Here is a 22,734-nt window from a genome sequence, read left to right on the forward strand (position 1 = left end):
AGGGAGACCCCCCACCCCACACGAAACCCCCTCTCCCCCCCCCCCCCACGGCGGGGGAGGCGGCGGGGTGGATCAGGCGGCGGCCAGCTCCTGCGCGTCCCGGTTCACGAGCGTCGCGTAGTGCCCGCCCAGGGCGAGCAGTTCCTCGTGCGTGCCCCGCTCCGCGACCCGGCCCCGCTCCAGGACGAGGATCTCGTCCGCGTTCCGGATCGTCGAGAGCCGGTGGGCCACCGTGATCGTCGTCCGGCCCTCGCTCGCCGCGTCGATGCCCGCCTGCACGGCTTTCTCCGTCTGCGTGTCCAGCGCGCTCGTGGCCTCGTCGAGGACCAGGACCGGCGGGTCCCGCAGGATCGCGCGGGCGATCGCGAGGCGCTGCTTCTCCCCGCCCGAGAACCGGTAGCCGCGCTCGCCGACCACCGTGTCGTACCCGTCGGGCAGCGACATCAGGTAGTCGTGGATGTGCGCGATCCGCGCCGCCTCCACCAGTTCCTCGTCGGTCGCGTCCGGCTTCGCGAAGCGCAGGTTCTCGGCGACCGTGGCGTGGAACAGGTACGTCTCCTGGGAGACCACGCCCACCGCCGCCGTCAGCGTCCCGAAGGACAGGTCCCGCACGTCGACGCCGTCGATCGTCACGACACCGGACGTGGGGTCGTACAGACGCGGGATCAGATAACTCAGCGTCGTCTTTCCCGAACCGGTCTCCCCGACGATCGCCAGACTCCGCCCGGCCGGCACCGTCACGTCCACCTGGTCCAGCGTGGGCCGCTCCGCCCCCGCGTAGGTGAAGCACACCCCGCGCAGCCGCACCTCGCCGCGCACCTTCCCGAGCTCCACCGGGTGCTCCGGCTCGGCGACGTCCACCGGCAGGTCCAGGTACTCGAAGATGCGGGCGAACAGCTCCAGCGAGCTCTGGACGTCGATCCCGACCGTCAGCAGCCGCTGCGCCGGACGGAACAGGGCCTGCTGGAGCGTGGTGAAGGCGACGAGCGAGCCGATCGAGACGGCCATCTGTCCGCCGCTCGCCGTCAGCCCCGCCGCCCAGTAGATGACCGCCGGCATCGACGCCATGACGATCCAGATCGTCGACTGGTACCAGAGCCCCGCGGTGCTCGCCCGCACCTCGATCGTGGTCAGCCTGCGCGACTGCTCCGCGAACGTGTCCGTGAGCGAACGCGCCCGGCCCATCGTGTGGCCCAGCATGATCCCGCTGACCGACAGCGACTCCTGCACGGTGGCCGACAGCTCGGCGAACTGCTTCTGCCGGTCCCGGGTGATGACCCGGCGCTCGTCGCCGACGCGCCGGCTGACCCACACGAACCCCGGCAGCATCACCAGCGAGGCCAGTGTCAGCCGCCAGTCGATCAACAGCATCGCCGCCGTCGTCGCGAAGACGATCGTCACGTCCGCCACCAGTGCGGTCGCGGTCGTCGTCACCGTGACCTGCATCCCGCCGATGTCGTGGGCGATGCGTGACTGCACCTCCCCCGTCCGCGTCCGGGTGAAGAACGCCAGCGACATCCGCTGGAGGTGCGAGTAGACGGCCGTCCGCAGGTCGTGCATGACCGCCTGGCCGACCTTCGCCGACACATGGGTCTGCCACACGTTGAACGAACTCGTCGCGACCGACACCACGACCATGCCGAGCGCGAGCGCCGACAACAGCCCCGTCCGCCCCTGTGGCAGCGCCGTGTCCATGATCTCCCGGATCAGGAACGGGTTGACGAGGGAGACCAAGGACGAGCCCGCCACCAGGAGCGCCACGGACGTCAGGCTCCCCCGGTACGGGCGGAACAGCCCGATGATCCGGCGCTTCTGTACGGGGGGACGATCGCTTGCCGACCCGGTGATGTCCACTCGGCCTTCTTCCCCTCGGTCAGTTCCAGTCGACGGAGCGCAGGACGACGGCGGAGTTGAAGCCGCCGTGGCCGCGGGCGAGGACGAGCGCCGTGGACACCGGGGTGTCCCGGACCGTGGTGACCAGGTCGAGGTCGTAGTCGGGCGAGAGCGTGACGTTCGCCGTCGGCGGGATCACCCCGTCGCGCATGGCGAGCAGCGCGGTCGCGACGTCCAGCGGCGCCGCCCCCGAACCCAGTCGCCCCGTCATCGTCTTCGGCGCGGTGACCGGGACCCCACGCGGCCCGAAGACCTCCGTGAGCGCGGTCGCCTCGATCCGGTCGAGCTCCGGCACGCCGGACGCGTCCGCGAAGACCACGTCGATGTCGCCGGCCTCCAGACCCGCGTCCGCGAGCGCGATCTCGATCGCCTTCCGCAGCGTCGGTTCCCGGCCGCTGTCCGGAGCCGGGTCGAAGGTCGAGCCGTAGCCGCAGATTTCCCCGTACACCCCGGTCGCCCCGCGGCGGCGGGCCGCCTCGGCGTCCTCCAGGACCAGCAGCGCGCCGCCCTCGCCGGGCACGTACCCGGAGGCGTCCGCGTCGAAGGGCAGGTAGGCGCGGTCCGCCCGGTCCTCCGTGCTCATCCTTCCGCTGGTCAGCTGGGCCACCCAGCCCCACGGGCAGATCGCCGCGTCGACGCCGCCCGACAGGATCAGATCGCTGCCCTTGCGGACCAGGCGGCGCGCGTGGGCCAGCGCGTCCAGGCCGCCGGCCTGGTCGCTGACGACCACGCCGCTGGGGCCGCGCATCCCGTGCCGGATGGAGATCTGGCCGGTGTTCACCGCGTAGAACCAGGCGAAGGACTGGTACGCGGAGACGTGCTGCCCGCCCTTGCTCCACAGGTTCTGCAGCTGGCCCTGGCCGAACTCGAAGCCGCCCGAGGTACTGGCGGTCATCACGCCCATGCCGTACCCGTCGGTCCCCTCCGTGCTCGCCCCGGCGTCCGTCAGGGCGTGCTCGGCGCCGACGAGCGCGAGCTGCGTCATACGGTCCGTCTGCGGCACGAGCCTGCTCGGCAGGTGCTCCTTGACGGCGAAGCCGTCGATCTGGCCGGCGAGCTTCGAGGGATACTGCTCCGGATCGAAGCGCTCGATGCGGCGGATGCCGCTCTTCGAGGCGCGCGTCGCCTCCCAGTACTCCGTCACGCCGAAACCGTTGGGCGACACGACACCGATGCCGGTCACCACGACTCTGGTGGAGTTCATGCCGTCGTCCTGTCCGGTCGGGCGAGAACCATCGCGCTCTGGAAGCCGCCGAAACCGCTACCGACCGTCAGCACCGTGTCGGTGCGCCAGTCGCGCGCGGTCAGCGGCACGTAGTCGAGATCACACTCGGGGTCGGACGTGTGCAGGTTCGCGGTAGGGGGCACCACGTTGTTCTCCATGGCCAGGACGGAGGCGGCGATCTCGATCGAGCCGATCGCGCCGAGCGAGTGGCCGACCATCGACTTGATCGAGCTCACGGGGGTCCGGTAGGCGTGCTCGCCCAGGCTGCGCTTGAAGGCGCTGGTCTCGTGCCGGTCGTTCTGCTTGGTGCCCGAGCCGTGGGCGTTGACGTAGTCCACCGCCTCCGGGGCGAGCCTCGCCTCGTCCAGCGCGGAGCGGATGGCCTCGGCCATCTCCCGGCCGTCGGGGCGCAGCCCGGTCATGTGGAAGGCGTTGCAGCGGCTGGCGTAGCCGGCGACCTCGGCGTAGATGTGGGCGCCGCGCCGGCGGGCCGACTCCAGCTCCTCCAGAACGAACGTCGCCGCGCCCTCACCGAGGACGAATCCGTTGCGGGTCAGATCGAAGGGCCGGGAGGCGTGCTCGGCGTCGTCGTTGCGTGAGGTCGTGGCCTTGATCGCGTCGAAGCACGCCACCGTGATCGGCGAGATCGGCGCGTCCGAGGCACCGGTGATCATGACGTCGGCGGAGCCGTCGCGGATCAGCTCGGCCGCGTAGCCGACCGCGTCGATGCCTGACGTACAGCCGGTGGAGACCACCGTCGTGGGCCCCTCGGCGCCGACCGCCCAGGCCACCTCGGCCGCGAACGAGCTGGGCACGAAGTAGTTGTAGAGGTGCGGGACGGCGTACCCATGGTCGACCAGGTCCAGCCGGCCGCCGTCGCTGACGACCCGGTACTCCTCGTCGAGCCCCATCGTCGCGCCGACGGCGCTGCCGACCGCCACACCGATCCGGTGCGGCGCGTGCGCGCCCACGTCGAGCCCGCTGTCCGCCATCGCCTCACGCGCCGTGACCAGCGCGAACTGCGCCGCCCTGTCGGTGCGCCGGATCTCCTGCGGGCCGAGCCCGTGCTCCTCCGGGTCGAAGTCGATCTCGGCCGCCACACGGGAGCGGAACGGCGCGGGATCGAAGGAGGTGATCCCCCGCGTCGCCGTCCGGCCCTCGCTCAGCAGGCTCCAGAAGTTCTTGGCCCCGATCCCTCCCGGAGCCGCCACGCCGACCCCGGTGACGACCACACGCCTGCCGGTCACTGAGACTCCCAGTGGTAGAAGCGCTTCGCCATCGCGTCCGCGGGGGAACGCCAGGTCGCCGGATCGTAGGCATCGATGAAGGGCTTCAGGTCCTGGCTGATCCGCACGAAACGGGGGTCGGTCTTCGCCTTCTCGATCAGCTCTCCGCCGTCCTCGCCGTCGAAGTCCTGGAGGTGGAAGTACAGACCGTTGAACATGAAGAGCTGACGTCGCCGCGTCCCCATGCGGTGCGGCATCTCGGTCTCGTCGAAAGCGCCGAAGAGCCGCGCCACCTCGTCACTCGACCGGGAGTCCATTCGGGCCACTATCAGATTGCTGTGCATTCGACCGTCTCCTTGGGGGGTGCGCTGCGCCCCTATCGCAGTTGCTTGACCAGTTCCGACCATGCGGCGAGCTCCTCTTCCGACAACGGCTGCGGACAGGGCCGGCCGGTGGGGGAAGGCTGGGACCAGCAGTCCTGCCATTCCAGAGGCGGATACATGCCGTTCCACGCGAAGCCCATCCACATCAGGCCCCTGCTGAGGTCCCGCCACACGGATCGCATGGCGGACCTGAGCCGTGAACCCATGTCCGTCTCCCTTCGCCGGGAACCACCCGGTGCCCACCCTGGGCGACCTCTCTCGAGACGGGGTCGGAAGCCTGTCGAACACCGGTGGAGCGTCCGCCGCGGCGGGACGCGGGGTACGGGAACGGGGCGGCTTCCGGTGGTGCCGGGAGCCGCCCCGGGGGCGTGCGACGGCACGGTCAGCGCGAGGCGGCGAGCAGCCCTCGGGACCGCAGGACCCGGCGCTCCAGCGGGGCGAAGCACAGCAGGTCGACGGCGACCCCGACGACGAGCATCAGGATGATCCCGACGAGTACGCCGGCCATGTCGGAGAACTCCCGCTGGTTCTCCAGGTAGCGCCCGAGCCCGAGACCGAGTTCGGGCGAGGAGGCGATCAGCTCGGCGGCCATCAGGGAGCGCCAGGAGAACGCCCAGCCCTGCTTGAGCCCGGCCAGGTAGCCGGGCAGGGCGGCCGGCAGCAGGACGTACCGGGCGCCGCGCACCCCGGTCGCGCCGAGCGTCCGGCCGGCCCGTAGGAAGAGCGGTGGGACCTGGTCGATCCCGGACATCAGCCCGTTCGAGATCGACGGCACCGCGCCGAGCAGGATGACCGCGTACATCGCCGAGTCGTCGATGCCGAGCCAGATCACGGCGGCCGGTACCCAGGCGACCGACGGCAGCGACTGGAGCCCGGCGAGGACGGGGCCGACGGCGGCCCGTACGACACGGGCCCGGGCGACGAGCAGACCGACCGGGGTGCCGATCGCGACGGCGAGCAGGAAGCCCGAGACCCCGCGCCACAGGCTGGTCCAGATGATCGAGAACAGCGTGCCCTCGTACCAGAGGTCGGTGAGGGCGACCCACACGTCGGCCGGGGCCGGCAGCTTGTCGGGGGTCGTCAGGCGCAGACTGTGGGCGAGCTGCCAGACACCGAGCACCAGGGCGACGCCGAGCAGCGGCGGCAGCGCCTTCCGCCGCAGTACCCGGCCGAGCGGAGCGCGCTCCGCGGGCACGGTCTGCAGCGCGTCGAGCCCGGTCCCGACCCCGGCGGACTCGTCGGTGTGCGGGCGGACGTCAGTGCTGGACGACATGGCGGCGGATCTCCCCACGCAGGTGCTCGGTGATCTCGGAGGACAGCGCCGCGACCCCGGCGGGCTCAAGGCTGCGGGGCTGCGGCAGGTCGACGCTCCACTCGCGGGCGATCCGGCCGGGCCGCGACGACAGGAGCACGACACGCCCGCCGAGTCGGACGGCCTCGCTCACGTTGTGCGTGACGAACAGGACGGTGAGGCCGTGCTCGGCCCAGATCCGGGTCAGTTCGTCGTGCAGGACGTCCCGGGTGATGGCGTCCAGCGCCGCGAACGGCTCGTCCATCAGCAGGACGCGCGCGCCCTGGGCGAGGGCGCGGGCCAGAGCGACGCGCTGGCGCATGCCGCCGGACAGCTCGTGCACCCGCTTGCCGTGGGCGCCGCCGAGCCGGACCAGGCCGAGGAGCCGCTCGGCCTCGGACCGGCGCCGCTCGCGCGGGACCCCGGCCAGACGCAGCGCCAGCTCGACGTTGCCGCCGGCGGTCAGCCACGGGAACAGCGCGTGGTCCTGGAACATCAGGGCCGGCCGGGGGCCGGGCACCTCGACGGTCCCGGAGTCGGGCGCGTCGAGCCCCGCCACCAGGTTCAGCAGCGTGGACTTGCCGCACCCCGAGGCGCCCAGCAGGGTGACGAACTCGCCCGGGGCGACGTCCAGGCCGATGCCGTCGAGCACGGGCACGCCCGTGCCGGGGGGTCCGAAGGACTTGGAGACCCGCGTGAGCCGCACGGCGGGCGGTGCCGGCGCGGCGGCCCCGACGTGGCGAGTGTCCTTCTGAGAAGTCAGTGCCGTGGTCACGGGCACCTCCTGAGGGAGTGGTCGGGAGGACGGACGGGGCGCGGCCGCGCGCGTGTCCGAGGTGCGGTGCGGCGGGGTGGCCGTACGGCGTCAGGAGCCGAGTCCGGCGTCCGGCACGGGGGGCCGTCCGGCCGCCGCGAGCACCCGGTTCAGCGGGCGCAGGTCGTAGACGCCGCGGAGGTCGGTCTCCTTCAGGAGACCCGCGGCGACCGCGTGGGCGGCCTGGGCGCGCAGGGTGGTGGCCAGCGGGTCGTCGAGGAAGTCGATGCCGTCCCAGGCCCGGTCGAGGACGGCGGGTTCGAGCCGTCCTCCGGTGAGCAGTTCGGTGTACGCGGCGGCGTCGGCCCGCGCCCGTTCCGGAGCCGCGGCGATGGCCGCGTTGGCGGCCACCGAGCCGCGCAGCAGGGCTTCGACGACATCCGGGTGCGCGGTCAGGAAGGGCTGCGCGACGACGAGGTGGGTGGTGACGAACGCCCCGCCGGGCCAGCGGGACCGCTCGTCGAGGAGGACCTCCGCGCCGAGCGCGGTCAGCTGGGCGGCGGCCGGCTCGGACACCCAGGCGCCGTCGACGGAGCCCGAACGGTAGGCGCCGGGCAGGACGTTGTGGTCGGTGCGGACGACGGAGACCTCGCCGGCCCCGGTGGCGGGGTCGACCTCGTACCCCTGCTCGGCGAGGTACGTGAGGAGGGCGACGTCCTGGGTGTTGCCGAGCTGCGGGGAGGCGATCCGGCTGCCCCGGAGGTCGGCGGCGGTTCTGATCCGCGCCGGGTTCACCACGAGCCGGACGCCGCCGGAGGCCGCACCGGCGACGATCCGCAGGGACGTGCCGCCCGACCGCGTCCAGCTGTTGACCGTGGGCGACGGGCCGATCCAGGCGAGGTCGAGGGCTCCGGCGTTGAGGGCCTCGATCGCGCTGGGACCGGCGCCGAGGACCTGCGTCCTGAGCCGGGTGCCGCCCAGCTCCTTCTGGAAGAGGCCCCGGCGCAGTCCGACGAGCGCGGTGCCGTGGGTCAGGTTCGCGAAGTGGCCGACGCGTACGGTGCCGGCGGAGAGCGGCGGGCCCGTACCCGCGGTGAGCGCCACCGGGCCGGAACCGGCCCGGTCGGGGCTACGGGAGCCGTAGCCGCAGGAGGCGACGAGGCCGGTGGCGGCCAGCGCCGCCCCGCCCCGCAGGGCCGCCCGTCGGGTCGGCCCGCCGGGCGCGCGGCGCGGGGGCTCCGGCTGCGGGCGTGGCACCGTCAGACCCACGGCTCGTCGTTCGCCGCCGCCCCCGCGGTGCGGGCCGGCCCGGTGAGCGCGGCCCCGAAGGGCTCGCCCGCCATGCCGGCCGTGAGCGTGGTGCCGTCGGCGGGGTCGATGAGCAGGAAGGACCCGGTCGCGCGGTTGTCGGCGTAGGGGTCGAGCGCCAGCGGCTCCGCCGTGCGCAGCACCGCCCGGCCGATGTCGTTGACGCGCAGCTCCGACGGGTGCGGCTGCCGTTCCAGTGTGCCGACGTCGATCCGGTACGTCAGTTCCCGGACCACGGCGCGCACGGTACGGGTGGTGTGCTTGAGCAGCACCTTGGTGCCGACGCGCAGCGGGCGCTCGTCGAGGTGGCAGAGTCCGGCCTCCACGTCCCGCGTCGGCACGGGCGCCGGAGCGGTGGTGATCAGGTCGCCGCGTGAGACGTCGATGTCGTCGGCGAGCCGTACGGTGACCGACCGCGGGGCCCAGGCGAGGTCGACCGGTTCTCCGAAGGCGTCGATCCCGGCGACGGTGGTGGTGTGGCCGGAGGGCAGCACGGTCACCGGGTCCCCGACGGACAGCACACCGGAGGCCAGCCGGCCGGCGTAGCCGCGGTAGTCGGGGTGCTCGGCGGTCTGCGGCCGGATCACGTATTGGACGGGGAAGCGGACCGGTTCGCCGTTCGGGGCGCCGCCGGCCGGGACGGTCTCCAGGTGGTCGAGCAGCGTCGGGCCGGCGTACCAGTCCATGTGCGCGGAGGGTTCGACGACGTTGTCGCCGGCGAGTGCGGAGAGCGGGATCGCCACGACGTCCCGGACGCCGAGCTCGGTGGCGTACGCCGTGAACTCCTCGGCGGTGGCGGCGAAGACGGACTCCGCGTAGCTGACCAGGTCCATCTTGTTCACGGCCAGCGCCACGTGCGGGACCCGGAGCAGGGCGGCGACGGCGAGGTGGCGGCGGGTCTGCTCGACGACGCCGTCGCGGGCGTCGACGAGGACGACCGCGAGATCGGCCGTCGAGGCGCCGGTGACCATGTTCCGGGTGTACTGCACGTGGCCCGGGGTGTCGGCGAGGATGAACCGGCGGCGGGGCGTGGCGAAGTAGCGGTAGGCCACGTCGATGGTGATGCCCTGCTCGCGCTCGGCGCGCAGCCCGTCCGTGAGGAGGGCGAGGTCCGGGGTGTCCTGGCCGCGGTCGCGGGAGGCGTGCTCGACGGCCTCCAGCTGGTCGGCGAGGACCGACTTGGAGTCGTGCAGGAGCCGGCCCACCAGGGTGGACTTGCCGTCGTCGACGGAGCCCGCGGTGGCCAGGCGCAGCAGCGAGGTGGCGGAACCCGGGGCGGGTGCGGTGTGCCCGGGTGCCGCGTCGCGCTCCCGGGCCCCGTGCTCCGGGGCCGCGTCGTGCCGCGTGACGGTGGCTTCCTGTGCGGTGGTCATGGCTAGAAGTACCCCTCACGCTTGCGGTCTTCCATGGCGGCCTCGGACAGCTTGTCGTCGGCGCGGGTGGCCCCGCGCTCGGTGAGCCGGGAGGCGGCGATCTCGGCGATGATGTCCGCGTCGTCGGCGGCGGCGGAGTCGACCGCGCCGGTGCAGGACATGTCACCGACCGTGCGGTAGCGGACGAGCCGCCTCTCCACGGTCTCGGACTCCTTCGGGCCGCCCCAGTCCCCGGCCGTCAGCCACATGCCGTCGCGCGCGAACACCTCCCGCTCGTGGGCGTAGTAGATCTCCGGGAGCTCGATGCCCTCGCGCTGGATGTACTGCCAGACGTCCAGCTCGGTCCAGTTGGAGAGCGGGAAGACCCGGACGTGCTCCCCGGGGGAGTGCCGGCCGTTGTAGAGGGACCACAGTTCGGGGCGCTGCCGGCGGGGGTCCCAGGCACCGAACTCGTCGCGCAGGGAGAAGACACGTTCCTTGGCGCGGGCCTTCTCCTCGTCGCGGCGGCCACCCCCGAGGACCGCGTCGAAGCGGCGGGTCCCGATGGCGTCGAGCAGCGGCACGGTCTGGAGCGGGTTGCGGGTGCCGTCCGGGCGCTCGCGCAGCCGTCCCGTGTCGATGAACTCCTGTACGGAGGCGATGTGCAGCCGCAGCCTGTGCCGGGCCGCGACGCGGTCGCGGTAGGCGATGACCTCGGGGAAGTTGTGCCCGGTGTCGACGTGCAGCAGGGCGAAGGGCACCGGCGCCGGTGCGAAGGCCTTCAGCGCCAGGTGCAGCATGACGATCGAGTCCTTGCCGCCGGAGAAAAGGATCACCGGCCGCTCGAACTCGCCCGCCACCTCGCGGAAGATGTGGACGGACTCCGCTTCCAGGGCGTCCAGGTGCGACAGCGCGTAGGGGCTCTCCGGGGCCCCGACCGGGCCGCGGGCCGTGGTCGGCGCGCTCATCGAAGGCCCCTCTCGGTGAGGAAGGCGTGCAGCTCGGCCGCGCACTCGGCCACGGACCGGCCCTGGGTCCCAATGCGCAGTTCGGGGTCGGCCGGGATCTCGTACGGGTCGTCCACACCGGTCAGGCCGCTGATCTCCCCGGCGGCCTGCCGCGCGTACAGGCCCTTCACGTCGCGCGCCGAGCAGACCTCGACGGGCGTGGCCACATGGACCTCGAAGAACGCCGTGCCGCGCCCGGCGTGGTGCTCCCGCACGGCGGCGCGGGAGGCGGCGTACGGGGCGATGACCGGCGCGAGGACGGTGACGCCGTGCGCCGCGAGCCGCTCCGCCACGAAACCGATCCGGGTCACGTTGGTGTGCCGGTCCTCCCGGCTGAACCCGAGACCCGCCGACAGATGGGCACGGACCTCGTCACCGTCGAGCACCTCGACCGGCCCTCCCTCGGCGCGCAGCCGGTCGGCGAGGGCACGGGCGAGGGTGGTCTTTCCCGCGCTGGGCAGGCCGGTCAGCCACACGGTGGCGCCGCGCGGGCGGGCGAGGGCCGCCGCGGTACGGCCCCCGGGGGCCGGGGCCGGCACGGCGGCGAGAGGGGGAGCAGTGGTCACGGTGACGCTCTCCTGCACGTGAGTCGACTTCGGTGGGGTCGGTCCGCTCAGGCGGTGGCGAACTCGGCGAGGGTGCGGCCGAGGACGTCCATGTCGATCCGGTGCCAGGAGCCCGGCAGTTCGAGGCCGCGCCCGTTCGGGAGGGCGTCGGCGGTGGCCCGCGCGGCGGCGCGCAGCCAGTCGCTGGTCCCGGCGCTGTTGAGGACCAGGGTCTCCGTCCCGTACTCGGCGAGCCGCTCGACCGGCACCTCGTAGTCGCCGCAGATGGCGATGTCGTACGGGAGGGTGTGTGCGTTCGTCTCGTTCATCGCCCAGATCGGGCCGCGGCGCCACTCGGCGACGTTGTCGGGCGTGAGGCCGAGGAAGGAACCGAGGAAGTACTCGACGGCCTCGTGGCGCCGGTTCTCGGAGAGCAGCACGCGCGTCGTCTTCGCCACGTTCCACGGGGGCTTCGGAAAGCCGTCGACCCGGTAGAACGGCTCGTGCAGCGCCAGCCTGGTGATCGGCAGGCCGGCGAGCGCCGCCTCGAGCGCCAGATTGGCGCCCGAGGAACCGGCGAACACCACGGCCTCGCCGCCGGCGGCCTCGATCACCGCGGCGAGGTCCTCGACCTCGCGCCCGACGGCGTACTCGGGCGCGTCGCCGCTCTCACCGCGCCCACGCCGGTCGTAGACGTAGGTGGTGCAGTGCGGCGCCAGCTCGGGAACGAGCGCGTCGAAGATCGTGTGGTCACGGAACGAGCCGTTCAGCAGCACGATCGGCGGGCCGTCCCCCGACTTCTCGTAGGCGATCGTCGTGCCGTCCCGGGAAACGACCTTGCGCATCACGCACTCCTCATGCCGCACGGAGGTGCTCTCACCGCACCGAGTGTCGGCATCCTCGAACGCGCCGGTGGACGGCTGGTCGAGGACCGGTCGCACGCGTTCCCGCGCCGGTCAGGAGAGCCAACCGGCCTCGGTGGCGATGCGGACGGCGTCGATCCGGTTGCGCGCGTTGAGCTTCATCACCGTGGTCGTCAGGTAGTTGCGCACGGTGCCGGGTGACAGGTGCAGACTGGTCGCTATCTCGTGTGGTTCGTCCCCCCGCGCGGCCATGCGCAGCACCTCGGTCTCGCGTTCGGACAGCGGGTTCTCACCGATGTCCCAGGCGCTCATGACTAACTGCGGGTTGATCACGCGCCGGCCCGCCGCGACCTCCCGGACCGCCTGCGCGAGACTTTCGGCCGGGGAGTCCTTCAGGAGGAACCCCGAGACCTTCGCGGACATCGCGCGACGCAGCAGACCGGGGCGCCCGAGCCCGGTCATGATCAGCGTGCGGCACCCCGGCAGCTTGTCGTGCAGGGTCTCGGCCGCGGTGAGACCGTCGGTCCCCGGCAGGTCGATGTCCATGACCGCCACGTCGGGCCGGCAGTCCAGGGCGGTCGGGACGATCAGGTCCCCCCTGTCCACCACGGCGACGACTTCCAGGTCCGGTTCCAGTTCGAGCAGCGCGACCAACGCTCCCCGCACCATGTGCATGTCCTCGGCCAGGAGAATTCTGAGTCGCCGATCCCCCACTGGTTCCCCCCTTTTTTTGGCTTCCGCCGATGAGAAAGGGCGTTCACCGCCCCGAACGACCACGCGTTGTCAGATCGCGGCGTCCTCCTGCCGCAGTGTGAAGGATCGGTCTTCCGCCAGGTAAGTACCGAGAGCCGAATCATGGGGCCGCCGGTGCTCCGGTGTCTCCCGCGCGCCGGGCAGGGACCGGTATCCGCGCGCGACGAGCCGTACGTCCGCGAGGGCCCGGCGGGAGAGGTCGAGGACGGCGGTCAGCTCCTTCTGGGCGGCCTCCTGGGCGTCGGGCAGCAGCCGTTGGACGAGCGCGCACTTCATGGCGATCGCGGAGAGGCTGGATCCGAGCACCTCGTGGAGCTCGCGCTCCACGAGCAGCCGCTCCCGGTCGACGGCCAGCCGGACGAGCGTGCCACGGGCCCCGTGGAGGGCGATTACCAGCCGGTACAGCGCCGTGAAACCGTAGATGACGAGTCCCGCGACGAGCGAGGAGTCTGTCAGGTAGACGACGTCGTACAGGGGGTTTCCGGCCGCGACCGCCAGGGGCGCGATGACGCCGACGGCCGCTCCGTACAGCCAGAGCCGCCGGGTGCCGACGAGGGTGATGAGGAGCGAGCCGGCGAGGAATCCGGCCATCGAGCCCCAGGGGGCACCGAGCCAGAGGAGCGGCGCGTACGTGGCGAGGGCCTGGAGCGTGAGGGTGAGCGCGAGGGTGCGGGCCGGCCAGGTGCGCGGGCGGCGCAGCGAGTGGAGGAACTGGAGCGCGACGACGACGGCGAGGCAGCCGAGGAAGCCGAGCAGCTCGCGGCCGGATTCCGCGCCGGCGGAGGCGTTGATGACGACGACGAGGGTGTAGCCGACGACGACGGCGACGAGCATGCCGCGGGCCATCCGGACCGCCCAGTGCGGGGCGGCGGGCGCGTGCTCCTCGGAGCCGGCCCCGTCCGTACGGTCCACGGCGGCGGCCCCGCCGGCGTCCGGGCCGGACTCCGGGCCCTTCGCCGGCTCCACCGGCGCGTGGGCGAGGAGCTCGAACCAGCCGTCCTCCGTGGGGCGTCCGGTGAACTCGCCGCCGACGCCGTTCATCCGGGCCGCCAGATTGCCGAGGCCGCTGCCACCTCCGCCGGTGGTGTCCCGGCTGGTCTCCCCCACGCCGTCGTTGCGGACCCGCAGCGTCACCGTCCCGCCCTCGCGGACGGCGGTGATCGCGCAGTGATCCGCCTTGCTGTGCCGGAGCGCGTTGGTGACGGCCTCGCGCAGCACGATGGCGAGGACGGTGTCCAGCTCCCTCGGGAGCGGGCCGCAGTCCAGCTCGGTGACGGTCTCGATCCCGGCGGCGGTGAGGACGGAGCGGGCGGACTCGGCCTCGGCGACGAGCGACATGTCGCGGTAGCCGGTGGCGACCAGGGTCATGTCGGTCAGGGCCTCGCTGGCGATGCCGAGCACTCCGACGACCTCCGAGCGGGCGCGATCGGGGGCCGGCACGACCATCCGGTGGCTGAGTTCGGTCTTCAGGGTGATCGCCGAGAGGCTGTAGCCGAGGAGGTCGTGGAGGTCCCCCGCGACCCGCAGCCGTTCCCGGACGACGGCCATCCCGGCGATTTCGCGCCGGGTCTCGCGGAGTTCGGAGACGAGGTCGGAGAGCGAACTGACCCCGTAGACGATGAGGCTGAAGAGGAGTGTGACGCCGAGGCTGTAGAGCGCGATGCCCGTCCCCGCGATCGTGACGACGATCGGCACGATCGCGCCGGTGGCGAGCGCGAAGAGCGGCCAGCGGAGTGGGCCGGTCACGAGGAGGAGAATCGATCCGCCGAGCAGACCGGTCATGGCGCCCCAGGGCATGCCGAGCCAGACGAGCGGCAGGTAGGTGACCACGGCCTGCGCACAGAGCGTGCGGACGCGGACGGGTACGGGCCAGGTGCGCGGGCGCCGGGTCGAGCAGGCGAACTGGAGCGGGAGCAACGCCGCCAGACTGACCGCGAGGAGCGCGATCCGCGCGGCTCCGGGCTCCTCACCGAGGACGTTCAGGACGGTCACGAGCGTGTGACCGCCGAGCACGCCCAGGGTGACGAGCAGGGCCATGCGCGGGGTCTGGTAAGGGGGATCGGGCTCGTCGCCCCACCCTTCCCCCCGAGGCTTGTCGGGCATCAGAGTGTGCCTCCTACGCCGTACCTGTGGTGTCCGAGAAGCACGGGCGAACGCCCAGGCATCCCCCCCTGGATACCGCAGGTGATCTTACAGACGAGGCATCACACTGTCATGGGTGCAACCGATATTTCTCGGACATGAGAGCCGGTGAGGGGTTTCAACTCATGCGTGTTCATAAGGAAGTTACAGAAAGAGTGGTGTCGGGTTCAGGTCCTCGTAGCGCGTCGGCGCGGAGAGCCTCCCAAGCCGCACCGGCACCTCGAAGAGCCGCCCCGGTGCGAACCTCGCCCAGAAGTGCCGCAAGCCCGGCACGACCACCTTCACCACGGGCAGCCCCAGATCGGGCCGCGTCTGGTCCAGGACCAGCACCTCAAGACCGTGGGTCCGGGCCAGACCGACCAGATGCTCCAGATCGTCCCGGAGGTCGGCGCGCGGCACGTACCCGTACGACTCCGGCGTCCGCACCGGCAGTTCCGGGTCGGGCAGCAGGTACGGCTGGTCCGCGACCGTCGCCCCGCGCAGCCAGTCGAGCAGGTGGGCCGGGAGACCCGGCGCGTACCCCCGCGTCCCTGACGGCAGCGAGGGCAGCATCTGCCCCAGCTCCGTGACCGCCCGGCTCAGCGCGACCGCCGGATCGAGGTGGGCCCCGAAGCCCAGCATGATGTCCTCCGCGGGTCCCCCGGCCCGGCGCGACACCGCCGCCATCACCGGGATGCCCAGGTCGGCCGTGAGGTCCAGGACCCAGATCGAGCGGTCCAGCTCCCGGAAGCGCTCGGGCAGCGCCGCCACCCACGGATCGCCGAACGCCGCCAGGTCCACGGCGGCGTGCCGGGTGCGGTTATACCACCACAGCGCCACCGCGTCGCGCTCCACCAGCTCCAGGAAGCCCTGGAGGATCGCGTCTTCCAGGGTGCCGCCCGCGGCGTTGCCGTTCGAGTCGGCCACGACCGAGGCCACGGGGGGCCCACCGAAGTACGCCTGCGCCGAGAGCAGCAGCCGGTGCTCCCCGCCGGTGAGCGACCACACCGGCGTCCACTCGGCCTCCGCGTCCTCGTCGAACCGCTCCGGCACGTACTCGAAGGGGACGCCCGAGGCGTTCCAACGCTCGCGGTCCTCGTACTGCCGCTCGTCGAACAGCATGCAGTCCCCCGGGTGCACGGCCCGGTCCGCCAGCTCGCGATAGCTCCCGCGCACGGTCTCCTCGTCGCCGTGACGCGTCGCGCTGTACCGCTCGACCGCCTCGCACAGCGCGCTGACCCGCGCCTCGGCGTCCGTCCGTCCCTTGCCGCCGCTCTGCATCCGCAGCCCCGCCCGGCGCGCGGACAGGTCGCCCTCCGGCAGTGCCAGGTTGGGCCCCGACCGGTAGCAGTGCAGGAACGAAGGGCTCCGCGGGTCCCGCACGACCCGCTCCGTGACCCCGGTGACCGGGTCGGCCAACCGCCCGAACCGCTCCCACATCTGCTCCGCCGAGAGCGCCCGGTGCCCGTTCCCGCCGGCCGCGCCCTTCGGCCGGGACACCGGCACCACCGGCCTCCGAGCCCGCTCCGACACCATCCCCGCGTCCCCGCAGTCCGGGCACTGCGGCCGCGCCGCCACCGGATGGTGACCGGCCACGAGGGTCAGCGTGTCCAGCGTCCACAGCGTGTTCTGGCGCTCCTCGCGCAGCCCCGCCAGCCACTTCGCCGCCTCCAGGGCCGCCGTCTGCAGCCCCAGTTCCCGCGTGGTCGCCAGCGAGGTCTCCGGCGCCCGCACGGGGGCCGCGAGCCCCAGCGCCCGCCGCACGTGCGACTCACCGCGTCGGCGGGATCGGAGCCGTACCGCCAGACAGGACCAGCAGGCGCCAGCCGTACCCGGCTGGAACACCGGGCCGACCCAGAGCTGCGCCCCGTACGGCTTCGCCGGCAGCCAGGGCCGGCCGTCGGCGAGCCGTGCCGCGTTGAAATCGGCCAGCGCCGGATCCAGATAGTCGTCGCACACGACCAGCGTGAAGGGCGAGTCCGGGCCGCAGACCAGCCCCGCCGTGCGGCAGGCGCGCTCGGCCGCCGCCGCGTCGGCGCCGCCGAGCGCCACGACGGACACCTCCGCGTCCGCCGGACCGTCGACACCCGCCAGATCCCAGTACGCGCCTGAGGTGACGTCCCGGGGGGCCGTGCGGAAGCCGACGAGACCCGCGGCGGTGAGCCGGTCGATCATGCCGTCCAGCTGCTCCGCGGGGAACCCCGTGGCCTCGCGCAGTTCGGGGAGGGTCAGCGACCCGTCGAGCAGCGGGGCCATCTTCTGGATCGCGTTGCCGGAGAGGGCGGTCGTCCCCCGGGGCGAGACGAGGTAGACGGCCTCGCCCGGGACGATCTCGGCCCGCAGGTGGCGCCGGAACCCGATCGGTCGTGTCTCGTCCACACGCATGGCGCGGGCCTGGCTCTCTACTGGGCCGCGGCCGCGACCGGAATCATGACGGCGCACCATCCGGTGGGGTCGCCGGTGAAGCCGTCGATGTCGTCCAGGTCCTCGATGATCAGGTCGTCGGCGGCAAGGGTGATCTGCATGAGTTCATCGCCTCTCTCGTCCGGTCCGCGGCCGTCGGTGCCGCGGTCGACCTCACTTTCCAGCCTCGGCCGTGCGGGCCGCCATGCACCGGTTCACGTTCGCCGCGTGAATTCTTCACACGGGAGAGATGCACGGGTCAGTGGGCAAGTCCCGCCCCTCTCGGCATGCTCGGAAACCGAGACCAACAGCGCGAAGCCGGGAGGAACGGAAATGTCCGAGGGCCCCATGAGGTACGACTCCGTCAACGTCTGGCAACAGCCCGGACAGCTGAGCATCGGGCTGCTCGGCCCACTGTCCCTGCACCTCGACGGGGCGCAGGTGACGGCCAGCGCGCCCAAGCAGCGCCAGGTGCTCGCCCTGCTCGCGCTCAACGCGGGCCGGATCGTCACGGTCCCGGCGCTGATCGAGGAGCTGTGGGGGGACCGCCCCCCGCGCAGCCACGCCACCACCCTGCAGACCTACATCCTCCAGCTGCGCAACGCCCTGGCCGCCGCCGACGCCGAACGCCCCGGTGTGCGGCAGATCCTGAGCACACGTCACAACGGCTACCTCCTGGAGGGCGACGCCTGCACGACGGACGTCTCCGTCTTCGAGGAACGCGTGCGGGCCGGGTACGCCGCCTTCGAGGCCGGCCACCACCGCCGCGTCTCCGAGGAGCTCCGCCAGGCGCTCCAGCTCTGGCGCGGTCCCGCGCTCGTCGACATCCGTAAGGGCAGCGTCCTGGAGATCGAGGCCGTCTCCCTGGAGGAGAGCCGGCTCGGCGCCCTGGAGCGGCGCATCGAGGCCGACCTGGCCCTCGGCCGCCACGCCGACCTACTCGGCGAACTGACCCGGGTGGTCGCGCGGAACACGATGAACGAGAACCTCTGCGCGTATCTGATGATCGCCCTCTACCGGGCGGGCCGTGTCGGCCGCTCCCTGGAGGCCTTCCACCGGCTCAGGTCCGTCCTCAACCAGGAACTGGGCGTCGAGCCCTGTCCGCGGCTCCAGAACCTCCAGTCGGCGATCCTCTCCGGCGATCCCGCCCTGGACGTCTGGTCCGTCTCCTGGTCCTCGGAGGACTTCGCCGCGCACCGTCTGGCGCGGGTCTCCTGAGACCGCTCGGGCGGCCCCGCGCGATTCGAGTCCCGCTCCAGCCCCGGTGACGAGACTCCGGACCGCGGCCGGTGCGCCGCACGGCTCACACGTCGGCACAGCTTCCTGGAGGAGGGAGACGGATGGCTTCCCTGACGGCGGTCGACGGGGTGGTGGAGCGGCGGGTACGGCTCCACTGCCTCGCCCACGCGGGCGCGGGCGCGTCCAGCTACCGCCGCTGGCCCGCCGCGGCCGGTCCCGCGGTGGAGGTGGTGGCCCTTCCGCTGCCCGGCCGGGACCGCCGGCGGCGCGAACCGCGCGTCACCGACCGCTCCGGACTCCTCGGCGACCTGCTCGGGCCGCTCCTGGAAACGGCGCACTCCGGCCCCTACGCGCTGTACGGGCACAGCCTGGGCGCGCTGGTCGCCTACACGCTGACCCGGGCACTGGCCGACGAGGGAGCACCCCCGCCCCTGTTCCTCGCGGTGGGCGCCTGCCTGCCGCCCCACGCCACGACCCCCCTGATGAGCGCGGCGGACGCCCCCGTCGAGCGGTTGCTCCCGCTCCTCGGCGGCCTCGGCTCGCTGCCGAAGGGAACCGCCGACCCCGGCGGGCTGTGGCACCGCTCCGTCCTGCCCGTGCTCCGTGACGACCTGCGGCTGGCCAGGTCCCTGCGGCAGGCGGCCCTGGACCCCGTCACCGGCGGCCCCGTGGACGTCCCCCTGCTCGTCTTCGCCGGCAGCGACGACCCGCTGGCCGTCCCCACCGCGCTCCGGGAATGGCGGCGGTGGACCACCGGGCCCGTCACCCCGCGCACCCTGGTCGGGGACCACTTCTTCGTCGTCGACGAAGCGCTGCCCGCCCTGATCGGCGAGGCCTGCCGGGAGCACCTGTCCCGTACGCCGGCCGCCCGGACCCGTACCGCCGACGGCGCGCGGTGAGACGGGCCGGGGACGCCGGCGAGATCACGGAGCCCCCGGCGCCCCCGGCCACGGCTCGCGGACGGCCACCGGGGCCGCCCCCGGCCCCGCGGTTCCAGCCACGACGGGGCCCCGGGTCGAGGCGCGCTCCGCCAGGTTCGAGCCAGGCACGAGCCGTTCAGGACAGGGTCGTCGGCACGGCCGCCGACCGAGGCGGATCCCGGTACCGCCCGCCGACGGCCCCGACGCGTGGCGGACGGCCGTGCCGGCGTGAGGAACGCCGGCACGGCCGGTCACCGCACCCGCGCGCGGTGGTCCACGCCGGCCACGTCACTGCATGAGAAGGGTGTGGAAGATGCCGGATCGGCCGGACCTGTCTGTCCGTACCTCGGTACGCCCCCCAGCCCGTCCTCGGCCCGGTCAGCGCCCCGTGAGCGCGGCCGGGACCACCCGGCCGCCCGACCAGGGCGCCCACGCCCCGGCACGGGACGCCCCCTCCGCGCCGCGGGCCGCCGAGCCCGCGCGGGCCGCACTGCTGGAAGCGGCGCTCGGGGATCCGTTCGACCCCGGTAACCCGCACGGACACCTGGCGCTGCTGCGCGCCGACGAGGCCCGCGAGGTGCCCGAGGCCACCGAGGCGCTGCTCGCCGAGGCCGGGCTGGCCGCCGAGTTCGTCCCTCACGACCTCGGCGGCCGGCTCACCGGCCTGGAGGAGCTGGCCCGCGTCCTGCGCCCGCTGTTCCGCCGTGACCTCGCCCTCGGCTACGGTTTCGGCATCACCTCGCTGTTCGCCGCCTCGTCGGTGTGGACCGCCGGGGACGAGGACCAGCGGCGTTCCCTGGCCGGTGTTCTGCTCGGCGGCGGCCGTGTCACGATCGTGCACCGCGAGGTCGCCCACGCCAACGCCATCCTGCGCGACGAGATGCGCGCCGAGCCGCGCCCCGGCGGCGGCTGGCTGGTCGGCGGGCGCAAGGACGTCGTCATCAACGCCCACCGCGCGAACGCGTTCGTCATGTACGCCCGTACCTCGGAGGGGGACGGCCCCCGCAGCCACTCCGTGCTGATCCTCGGCCCCGACGCGCCGGCCGTCGGCGAGGTGCGCCGCCTCGGCCGGGTGAAGATGCCCGGCATGCGCGGGGCGCACTTCTCCGGCCTCGAACTCGACGGCGTGGCCCTGCCGGACGGCGCCCTGGTCGGCGCCGTCGGCGACGGGGTGTCGCTGGCGCTGCGCAGCTTCCAGACCAGCCACTGCCTGATCCCCGGCACCGTGCTCGCGGGCGTGGACAGCGTGCTGCGCATGGCGGTGCGCGCGGCCACCGAGAACCGGCCCGACGGCCGGCCCTCGCGCCGCGGCCGGAAGGTGCTCGCCGGGGTCTTCGCCGACCTGCTGGCCTGCGACGCGATGGCGGTGACCGGGCTGCGGGCGATGAGCCTGGTGCCCGAGCAGTCGTACCTCCTGGGCGCGGCCGTGAAGTACACGATGCCCGATCTGCTGCGCGAGGACCTGGAGGAACTGGCCACCGTGCTCGGCGGGCGCGGCTACGACCGCGGACCCCTGTACGGGGGCTTCCAGAAGCTCGTGCGCGATCTGCCGGTGGCCGGGCTGGGGCACGCGGGCACCGCCGTCTGCCAGGCGGTGATCGTCCCGCAGCTTCCGGCGCTGGCCCGTACGGCCTGGTTCCGTACCGCCGAGCCGCCGGCCGCGCTTTTCACGCCCGGGGCGCCCCTGCCCCTCTTCGACCACCGGCGGCTGGCCCACTCCCGTACGGACGACCTGCTGACGGCCACCCTCGTCGGGGTCGCGGGCCGGCTGGAGGGACACACCGGACACGGGTCCCCGCACGCCGCGCTGGCCGCGCTCGCCCGGACCTTCGTCGAGGAGCTGCGGACGCTGCGCGTCCGCTGCGTCACGCTCAGCGGCGCCTTCGACCCGCATGCCTGTGCCCTGGCCGACCGCTACGCGCTGGTGCTCTCGGCCGCCGCGGTGCTGGGGCTCTGGGAGGCGCGGGCCGCGCACGGCGACGCGTTCCTCGGGGATACGGCATGGGCGGTGCTCGCCCTCAGCCGCATCGCCCGCCGGCTGGGCGTGCGAGGGACGGACCCGTCCGACGGGACCGTCGAGGCGGTGCTGGACGAGCTGCTCGACCGGTGCCGGGAGCGGCGCAGCCTCGACCTGTACGGGACGCGGCTGTCGGGCTGACGGGCCTTCGGACGCAGGACGTGCCGGGGCGGCCGGCACGACGACGCAGGAGGTGACGATGAATCAGGTGACGTGCGCCGTGCCGGTGCACGTGCCGCGGCCGGACGGGCCGTGGCACTGGGTGCGGGAGGACCTGGCGGAACTCGGCAACGCGGTGGCCTACACGACGTGGACCGAATGGCTGCCGAACGTCCTGACCACCGCCCGGCTGCGCGAGCTGCTGGGCACGGACTGGGACCGCTACCGCCGCACCCACGACCCCGCCGTCCGCTACCGCTTCGCCGCCGCCCGGCTGCTCATCAAGTACACGGCCGGGGCGGCCCTCGGGATCGAGCCGGAGCACCTGGACCTGTCCTACCGGCTCGGCGGACGCCCGTACCTGCGCGGTTTCGACCAGATCGAGCTGAGCCTGTCGCACACCGGGGACCTGATGGCCGTGGGACTGAGCCGCACCGGCCGGATCGGGGTGGACGTGGAGCCGTCAGGGCGCACCGTCCGGCTGGACCTGCTGCGGGAGCAGATCCTGACCGCCACCGAGGCGGCGGAGATCGCGAAGCTGCCGGAGGCGCTGCGGGTGCCGCACGCGGTGCGGCTGTGGACGCTGAAGGAGGCGTACTCCAAGGCGCTGGGGCAGGGGTTGCGGCTCGGCTTCAAGGAGTTCGGCTTCGGGCGGGACCTGGAGCTGCACGCCCCGGACGGCAGCGCCGCCACCCGCGGCGAGTGGGGTTTCGCCACGCACGAGGTGATGGGCCGGTACCTGGTGAGCGTCGCCTGCCACGACGCCGGCCTGTGCACCGCGGACGACACGTCCGCCGGGACCATGCTCGACCAGGGGTTCCTGTCGGCGATGAGGACGGACACCCCGTGACCCCGTGCGCCGTCCGTCCCCTCCCGGCACCGCGGCCCCGTCGCGGTCTCGCCCGGGCCCGCCCGTGCCGGGCCTCTCCGGGGCCTCGCCGGACGGGAAGGCGCCCGGGGCGGACCGGGACCGCTTTCCACCCGGGCCCGAGCCCTGGTCGAGCGCCGGGACAGACCGTTGCGACACACCACCACGGCCCTTGGGGAGCGGGCCGGACCGGTACACCGGCGATGCCGACGAGGTCCGGCCGTCCCCCGTCTCCTGAGCGGAGTGTCCTTGTGAGCAGCGGACCCGTGACCTCACCCACCGCTGAGGCGGCAGGCCCCCGGACCGGGAGCCGCGGTCCGGCCCGGACCAGCCCCTCACAGGGCGCGAAAAGGCTGCCGCGGGTCAGGGAAGCGGCCCCCTCCCCGGCCGAGGCCGAGGAGGGAACC

General features: G+C 73.3%; 19 protein-coding genes. 4 read left to right on the forward strand and 15 right to left on the reverse strand.

Annotated elements, in window-relative coordinates:
- Positions 1–72: 72 nt before the first annotated feature.
- From ACFUJR_RS21840 to ACFUJR_RS21910, 15 genes are all read right to left on the reverse strand, one after another.
- The gene (locus ACFUJR_RS21840; RefSeq protein WP_383176050.1) at positions 73–1,854 is read right to left on the reverse strand and encodes an ABC transporter ATP-binding protein; all 1,782 of its coding nucleotides are present in this window, start codon (positions 1,852–1,854) and stop codon (positions 73–75) included.
- Positions 1,855–1,873: 19 nt separating this feature from the next.
- Positions 1,874–3,097 (reverse strand): ketosynthase chain-length factor, encoded by a 1,224-nt coding sequence (locus ACFUJR_RS21845; protein ID WP_383176047.1) that lies wholly within the window; start codon positions 3,095–3,097, stop codon positions 1,874–1,876.
- Positions 3,094–4,365: a beta-ketoacyl-[acyl-carrier-protein] synthase family protein gene (locus ACFUJR_RS21850; protein WP_383176044.1), complete on the reverse strand. Its 1,272-nt coding sequence runs from the start codon at positions 4,363–4,365 to the stop codon at positions 3,094–3,096. The genes ACFUJR_RS21845 and ACFUJR_RS21850 overlap by 4 nt, the downstream gene beginning before the upstream one ends.
- Entirely contained in the window at positions 4,362–4,688 is a 327-nt protein-coding gene (locus ACFUJR_RS21855; RefSeq protein WP_383176041.1) for a TcmI family type II polyketide cyclase, read from the reverse strand. Before ACFUJR_RS21855 ends, ACFUJR_RS21850 begins: the two co-directional genes overlap by 4 nt.
- Positions 4,689–5,109: 421 nt before the next feature.
- A complete protein-coding gene (locus ACFUJR_RS21860; protein ID WP_383176038.1) occupies positions 5,110–6,000 on the reverse strand; it encodes an ABC transporter permease in 891 nt (296 codons plus the stop codon).
- The gene (locus tag ACFUJR_RS21865; protein ID WP_383176035.1) at positions 5,984–6,793 is read right to left on the reverse strand and encodes an ABC transporter ATP-binding protein; all 810 of its coding nucleotides are present in this window, start codon (positions 6,791–6,793) and stop codon (positions 5,984–5,986) included. The genes ACFUJR_RS21860 and ACFUJR_RS21865 overlap by 17 nt, the downstream gene beginning before the upstream one ends.
- Before the next feature lie 90 nt (positions 6,794–6,883).
- Entirely contained in the window at positions 6,884–8,041 is a 1,158-nt protein-coding gene (locus ACFUJR_RS21870; protein ID WP_383176032.1) for an ABC transporter substrate-binding protein, read from the reverse strand.
- On the reverse strand, positions 8,032–9,453 hold the full coding sequence (locus ACFUJR_RS21875) for a sulfate adenylyltransferase subunit 1 (protein ID WP_383176029.1): 1,422 nt from the start codon (positions 9,451–9,453) through the stop codon (positions 8,032–8,034). Before ACFUJR_RS21875 ends, ACFUJR_RS21870 begins: the two co-directional genes overlap by 10 nt.
- A 2-nt stretch (positions 9,454–9,455) precedes the next feature.
- The gene (cysD, locus tag ACFUJR_RS21880) at positions 9,456–10,400 is read right to left on the reverse strand and encodes a sulfate adenylyltransferase subunit CysD (protein WP_383176026.1); all 945 of its coding nucleotides are present in this window, start codon (positions 10,398–10,400) and stop codon (positions 9,456–9,458) included.
- Positions 10,397–10,978 (reverse strand): adenylyl-sulfate kinase, encoded by a 582-nt coding sequence (gene cysC / locus ACFUJR_RS21885; protein ID WP_383176053.1) that lies wholly within the window; start codon positions 10,976–10,978, stop codon positions 10,397–10,399. The genes cysD and cysC overlap by 4 nt, the downstream gene beginning before the upstream one ends.
- A 74-nt stretch (positions 10,979–11,052) precedes the next feature.
- The gene (locus ACFUJR_RS21890; protein ID WP_383176023.1) at positions 11,053–11,829 is read right to left on the reverse strand and encodes an alpha/beta fold hydrolase; all 777 of its coding nucleotides are present in this window, start codon (positions 11,827–11,829) and stop codon (positions 11,053–11,055) included.
- Between the two features lie 111 nt (positions 11,830–11,940).
- Positions 11,941–12,561, reverse strand: coding sequence for a DNA-binding response regulator (locus ACFUJR_RS21895; protein WP_383176020.1), 621 nt, complete (start codon positions 12,559–12,561; stop codon positions 11,941–11,943).
- Between the two features lie 69 nt (positions 12,562–12,630).
- Positions 12,631–14,703 carry a histidine kinase gene (locus ACFUJR_RS21900; RefSeq protein WP_383176017.1) on the reverse strand — a complete coding sequence of 691 codons (2,073 nt, stop codon included), beginning with the start codon at positions 14,701–14,703 and terminating at the stop codon, positions 12,631–12,633.
- A gap of 183 nt (positions 14,704–14,886) precedes the next feature.
- Positions 14,887–17,106: a TOMM precursor leader peptide-binding protein gene (locus ACFUJR_RS21905; protein WP_383176014.1), complete on the reverse strand. Its 2,220-nt coding sequence runs from the start codon at positions 17,104–17,106 to the stop codon at positions 14,887–14,889.
- 17 nt (positions 17,107–17,123) lie between these two features.
- On the reverse strand, positions 17,124–17,246 hold the full coding sequence (locus ACFUJR_RS21910) for a hypothetical protein (protein WP_383176011.1): 123 nt from the start codon (positions 17,244–17,246) through the stop codon (positions 17,124–17,126).
- Positions 17,247–17,457: 211 nt separating this feature from the next.
- Here ACFUJR_RS21910 and ACFUJR_RS21915 point away from each other — a divergent pair, with 211 nt between their 5' ends.
- The 4 genes from ACFUJR_RS21915 to ACFUJR_RS21930 all read left to right on the forward strand — a co-directional run bounded on the left by ACFUJR_RS21915 (position 17,458) and on the right by ACFUJR_RS21930 (position 22,309).
- Positions 17,458–18,342, forward strand: a complete 885-nt coding sequence (locus ACFUJR_RS21915; RefSeq protein ID WP_383176008.1) for a BTAD domain-containing putative transcriptional regulator — start codon at positions 17,458–17,460, stop codon at positions 18,340–18,342.
- A 122-nt stretch (positions 18,343–18,464) separates the two neighbouring features.
- Positions 18,465–19,262, forward strand: coding sequence for a thioesterase II family protein (locus ACFUJR_RS21920; protein WP_383176005.1), 798 nt, complete (start codon positions 18,465–18,467; stop codon positions 19,260–19,262).
- A 409-nt stretch (positions 19,263–19,671) separates the two neighbouring features.
- Positions 19,672–21,441: an acyl-CoA dehydrogenase family protein gene (locus ACFUJR_RS21925; RefSeq protein ID WP_383176788.1), complete on the forward strand. Its 1,770-nt coding sequence runs from the start codon at positions 19,672–19,674 to the stop codon at positions 21,439–21,441.
- A 58-nt stretch (positions 21,442–21,499) separates the two neighbouring features.
- Positions 21,500–22,309 (forward strand): 4'-phosphopantetheinyl transferase family protein, encoded by an 810-nt coding sequence (locus tag ACFUJR_RS21930; protein ID WP_383176785.1) that lies wholly within the window; start codon positions 21,500–21,502, stop codon positions 22,307–22,309.
- Positions 22,310–22,734 lie beyond the last annotated feature (425 nt).

The organism is Streptomyces sp. NPDC057271, assembly GCF_042668715.1.
Lineage (GTDB): Bacteria > Actinomycetota > Actinomycetes > Streptomycetales > Streptomycetaceae > Streptomyces.

Excerpts from the sequence above, each read along its gene's own strand:
- ACFUJR_RS21910 (WP_383176011.1), bottom strand. The coding sequence starts at position 17,246 with ATGCAGATCACCCTTGCCGCCGACGACCTGATCATCGAGGACCTGGAC.
- ACFUJR_RS21875 (WP_383176029.1), bottom strand. The coding sequence starts at position 9,453 with ATGACCACCGCACAGGAAGCCACCGTCACGCGGCACGACGCGGCCCCG.
- ACFUJR_RS21905 (WP_383176014.1), bottom strand. The coding sequence starts at position 17,106 with ATGCGTGTGGACGAGACACGACCGATCGGGTTCCGGCGCCACCTGCGG.
- ACFUJR_RS21860 (WP_383176038.1), bottom strand. The coding sequence starts at position 6,000 with ATGTCGTCCAGCACTGACGTCCGCCCGCACACCGACGAGTCCGCCGGG.
- cysD (WP_383176026.1), bottom strand. The coding sequence starts at position 10,400 with ATGAGCGCGCCGACCACGGCCCGCGGCCCGGTCGGGGCCCCGGAGAGC.
- ACFUJR_RS21855 (WP_383176041.1), bottom strand. The coding sequence starts at position 4,688 with ATGCACAGCAATCTGATAGTGGCCCGAATGGACTCCCGGTCGAGTGAC.
- ACFUJR_RS21900 (WP_383176017.1), bottom strand. The coding sequence starts at position 14,703 with ATGCCCGACAAGCCTCGGGGGGAAGGGTGGGGCGACGAGCCCGATCCC.
- ACFUJR_RS21920 (WP_383176005.1), top strand. The coding sequence starts at position 18,465 with ATGGCTTCCCTGACGGCGGTCGACGGGGTGGTGGAGCGGCGGGTACGG.
- ACFUJR_RS21890 (WP_383176023.1), bottom strand. The coding sequence starts at position 11,829 with ATGCGCAAGGTCGTTTCCCGGGACGGCACGACGATCGCCTACGAGAAG.
- ACFUJR_RS21915 (WP_383176008.1), top strand. The coding sequence starts at position 17,458 with ATGTCCGAGGGCCCCATGAGGTACGACTCCGTCAACGTCTGGCAACAG.
- ACFUJR_RS21845 (WP_383176047.1), bottom strand. The coding sequence starts at position 3,097 with ATGAACTCCACCAGAGTCGTGGTGACCGGCATCGGTGTCGTGTCGCCC.
- ACFUJR_RS21930 (WP_383176785.1), top strand. The coding sequence starts at position 21,500 with ATGAATCAGGTGACGTGCGCCGTGCCGGTGCACGTGCCGCGGCCGGAC.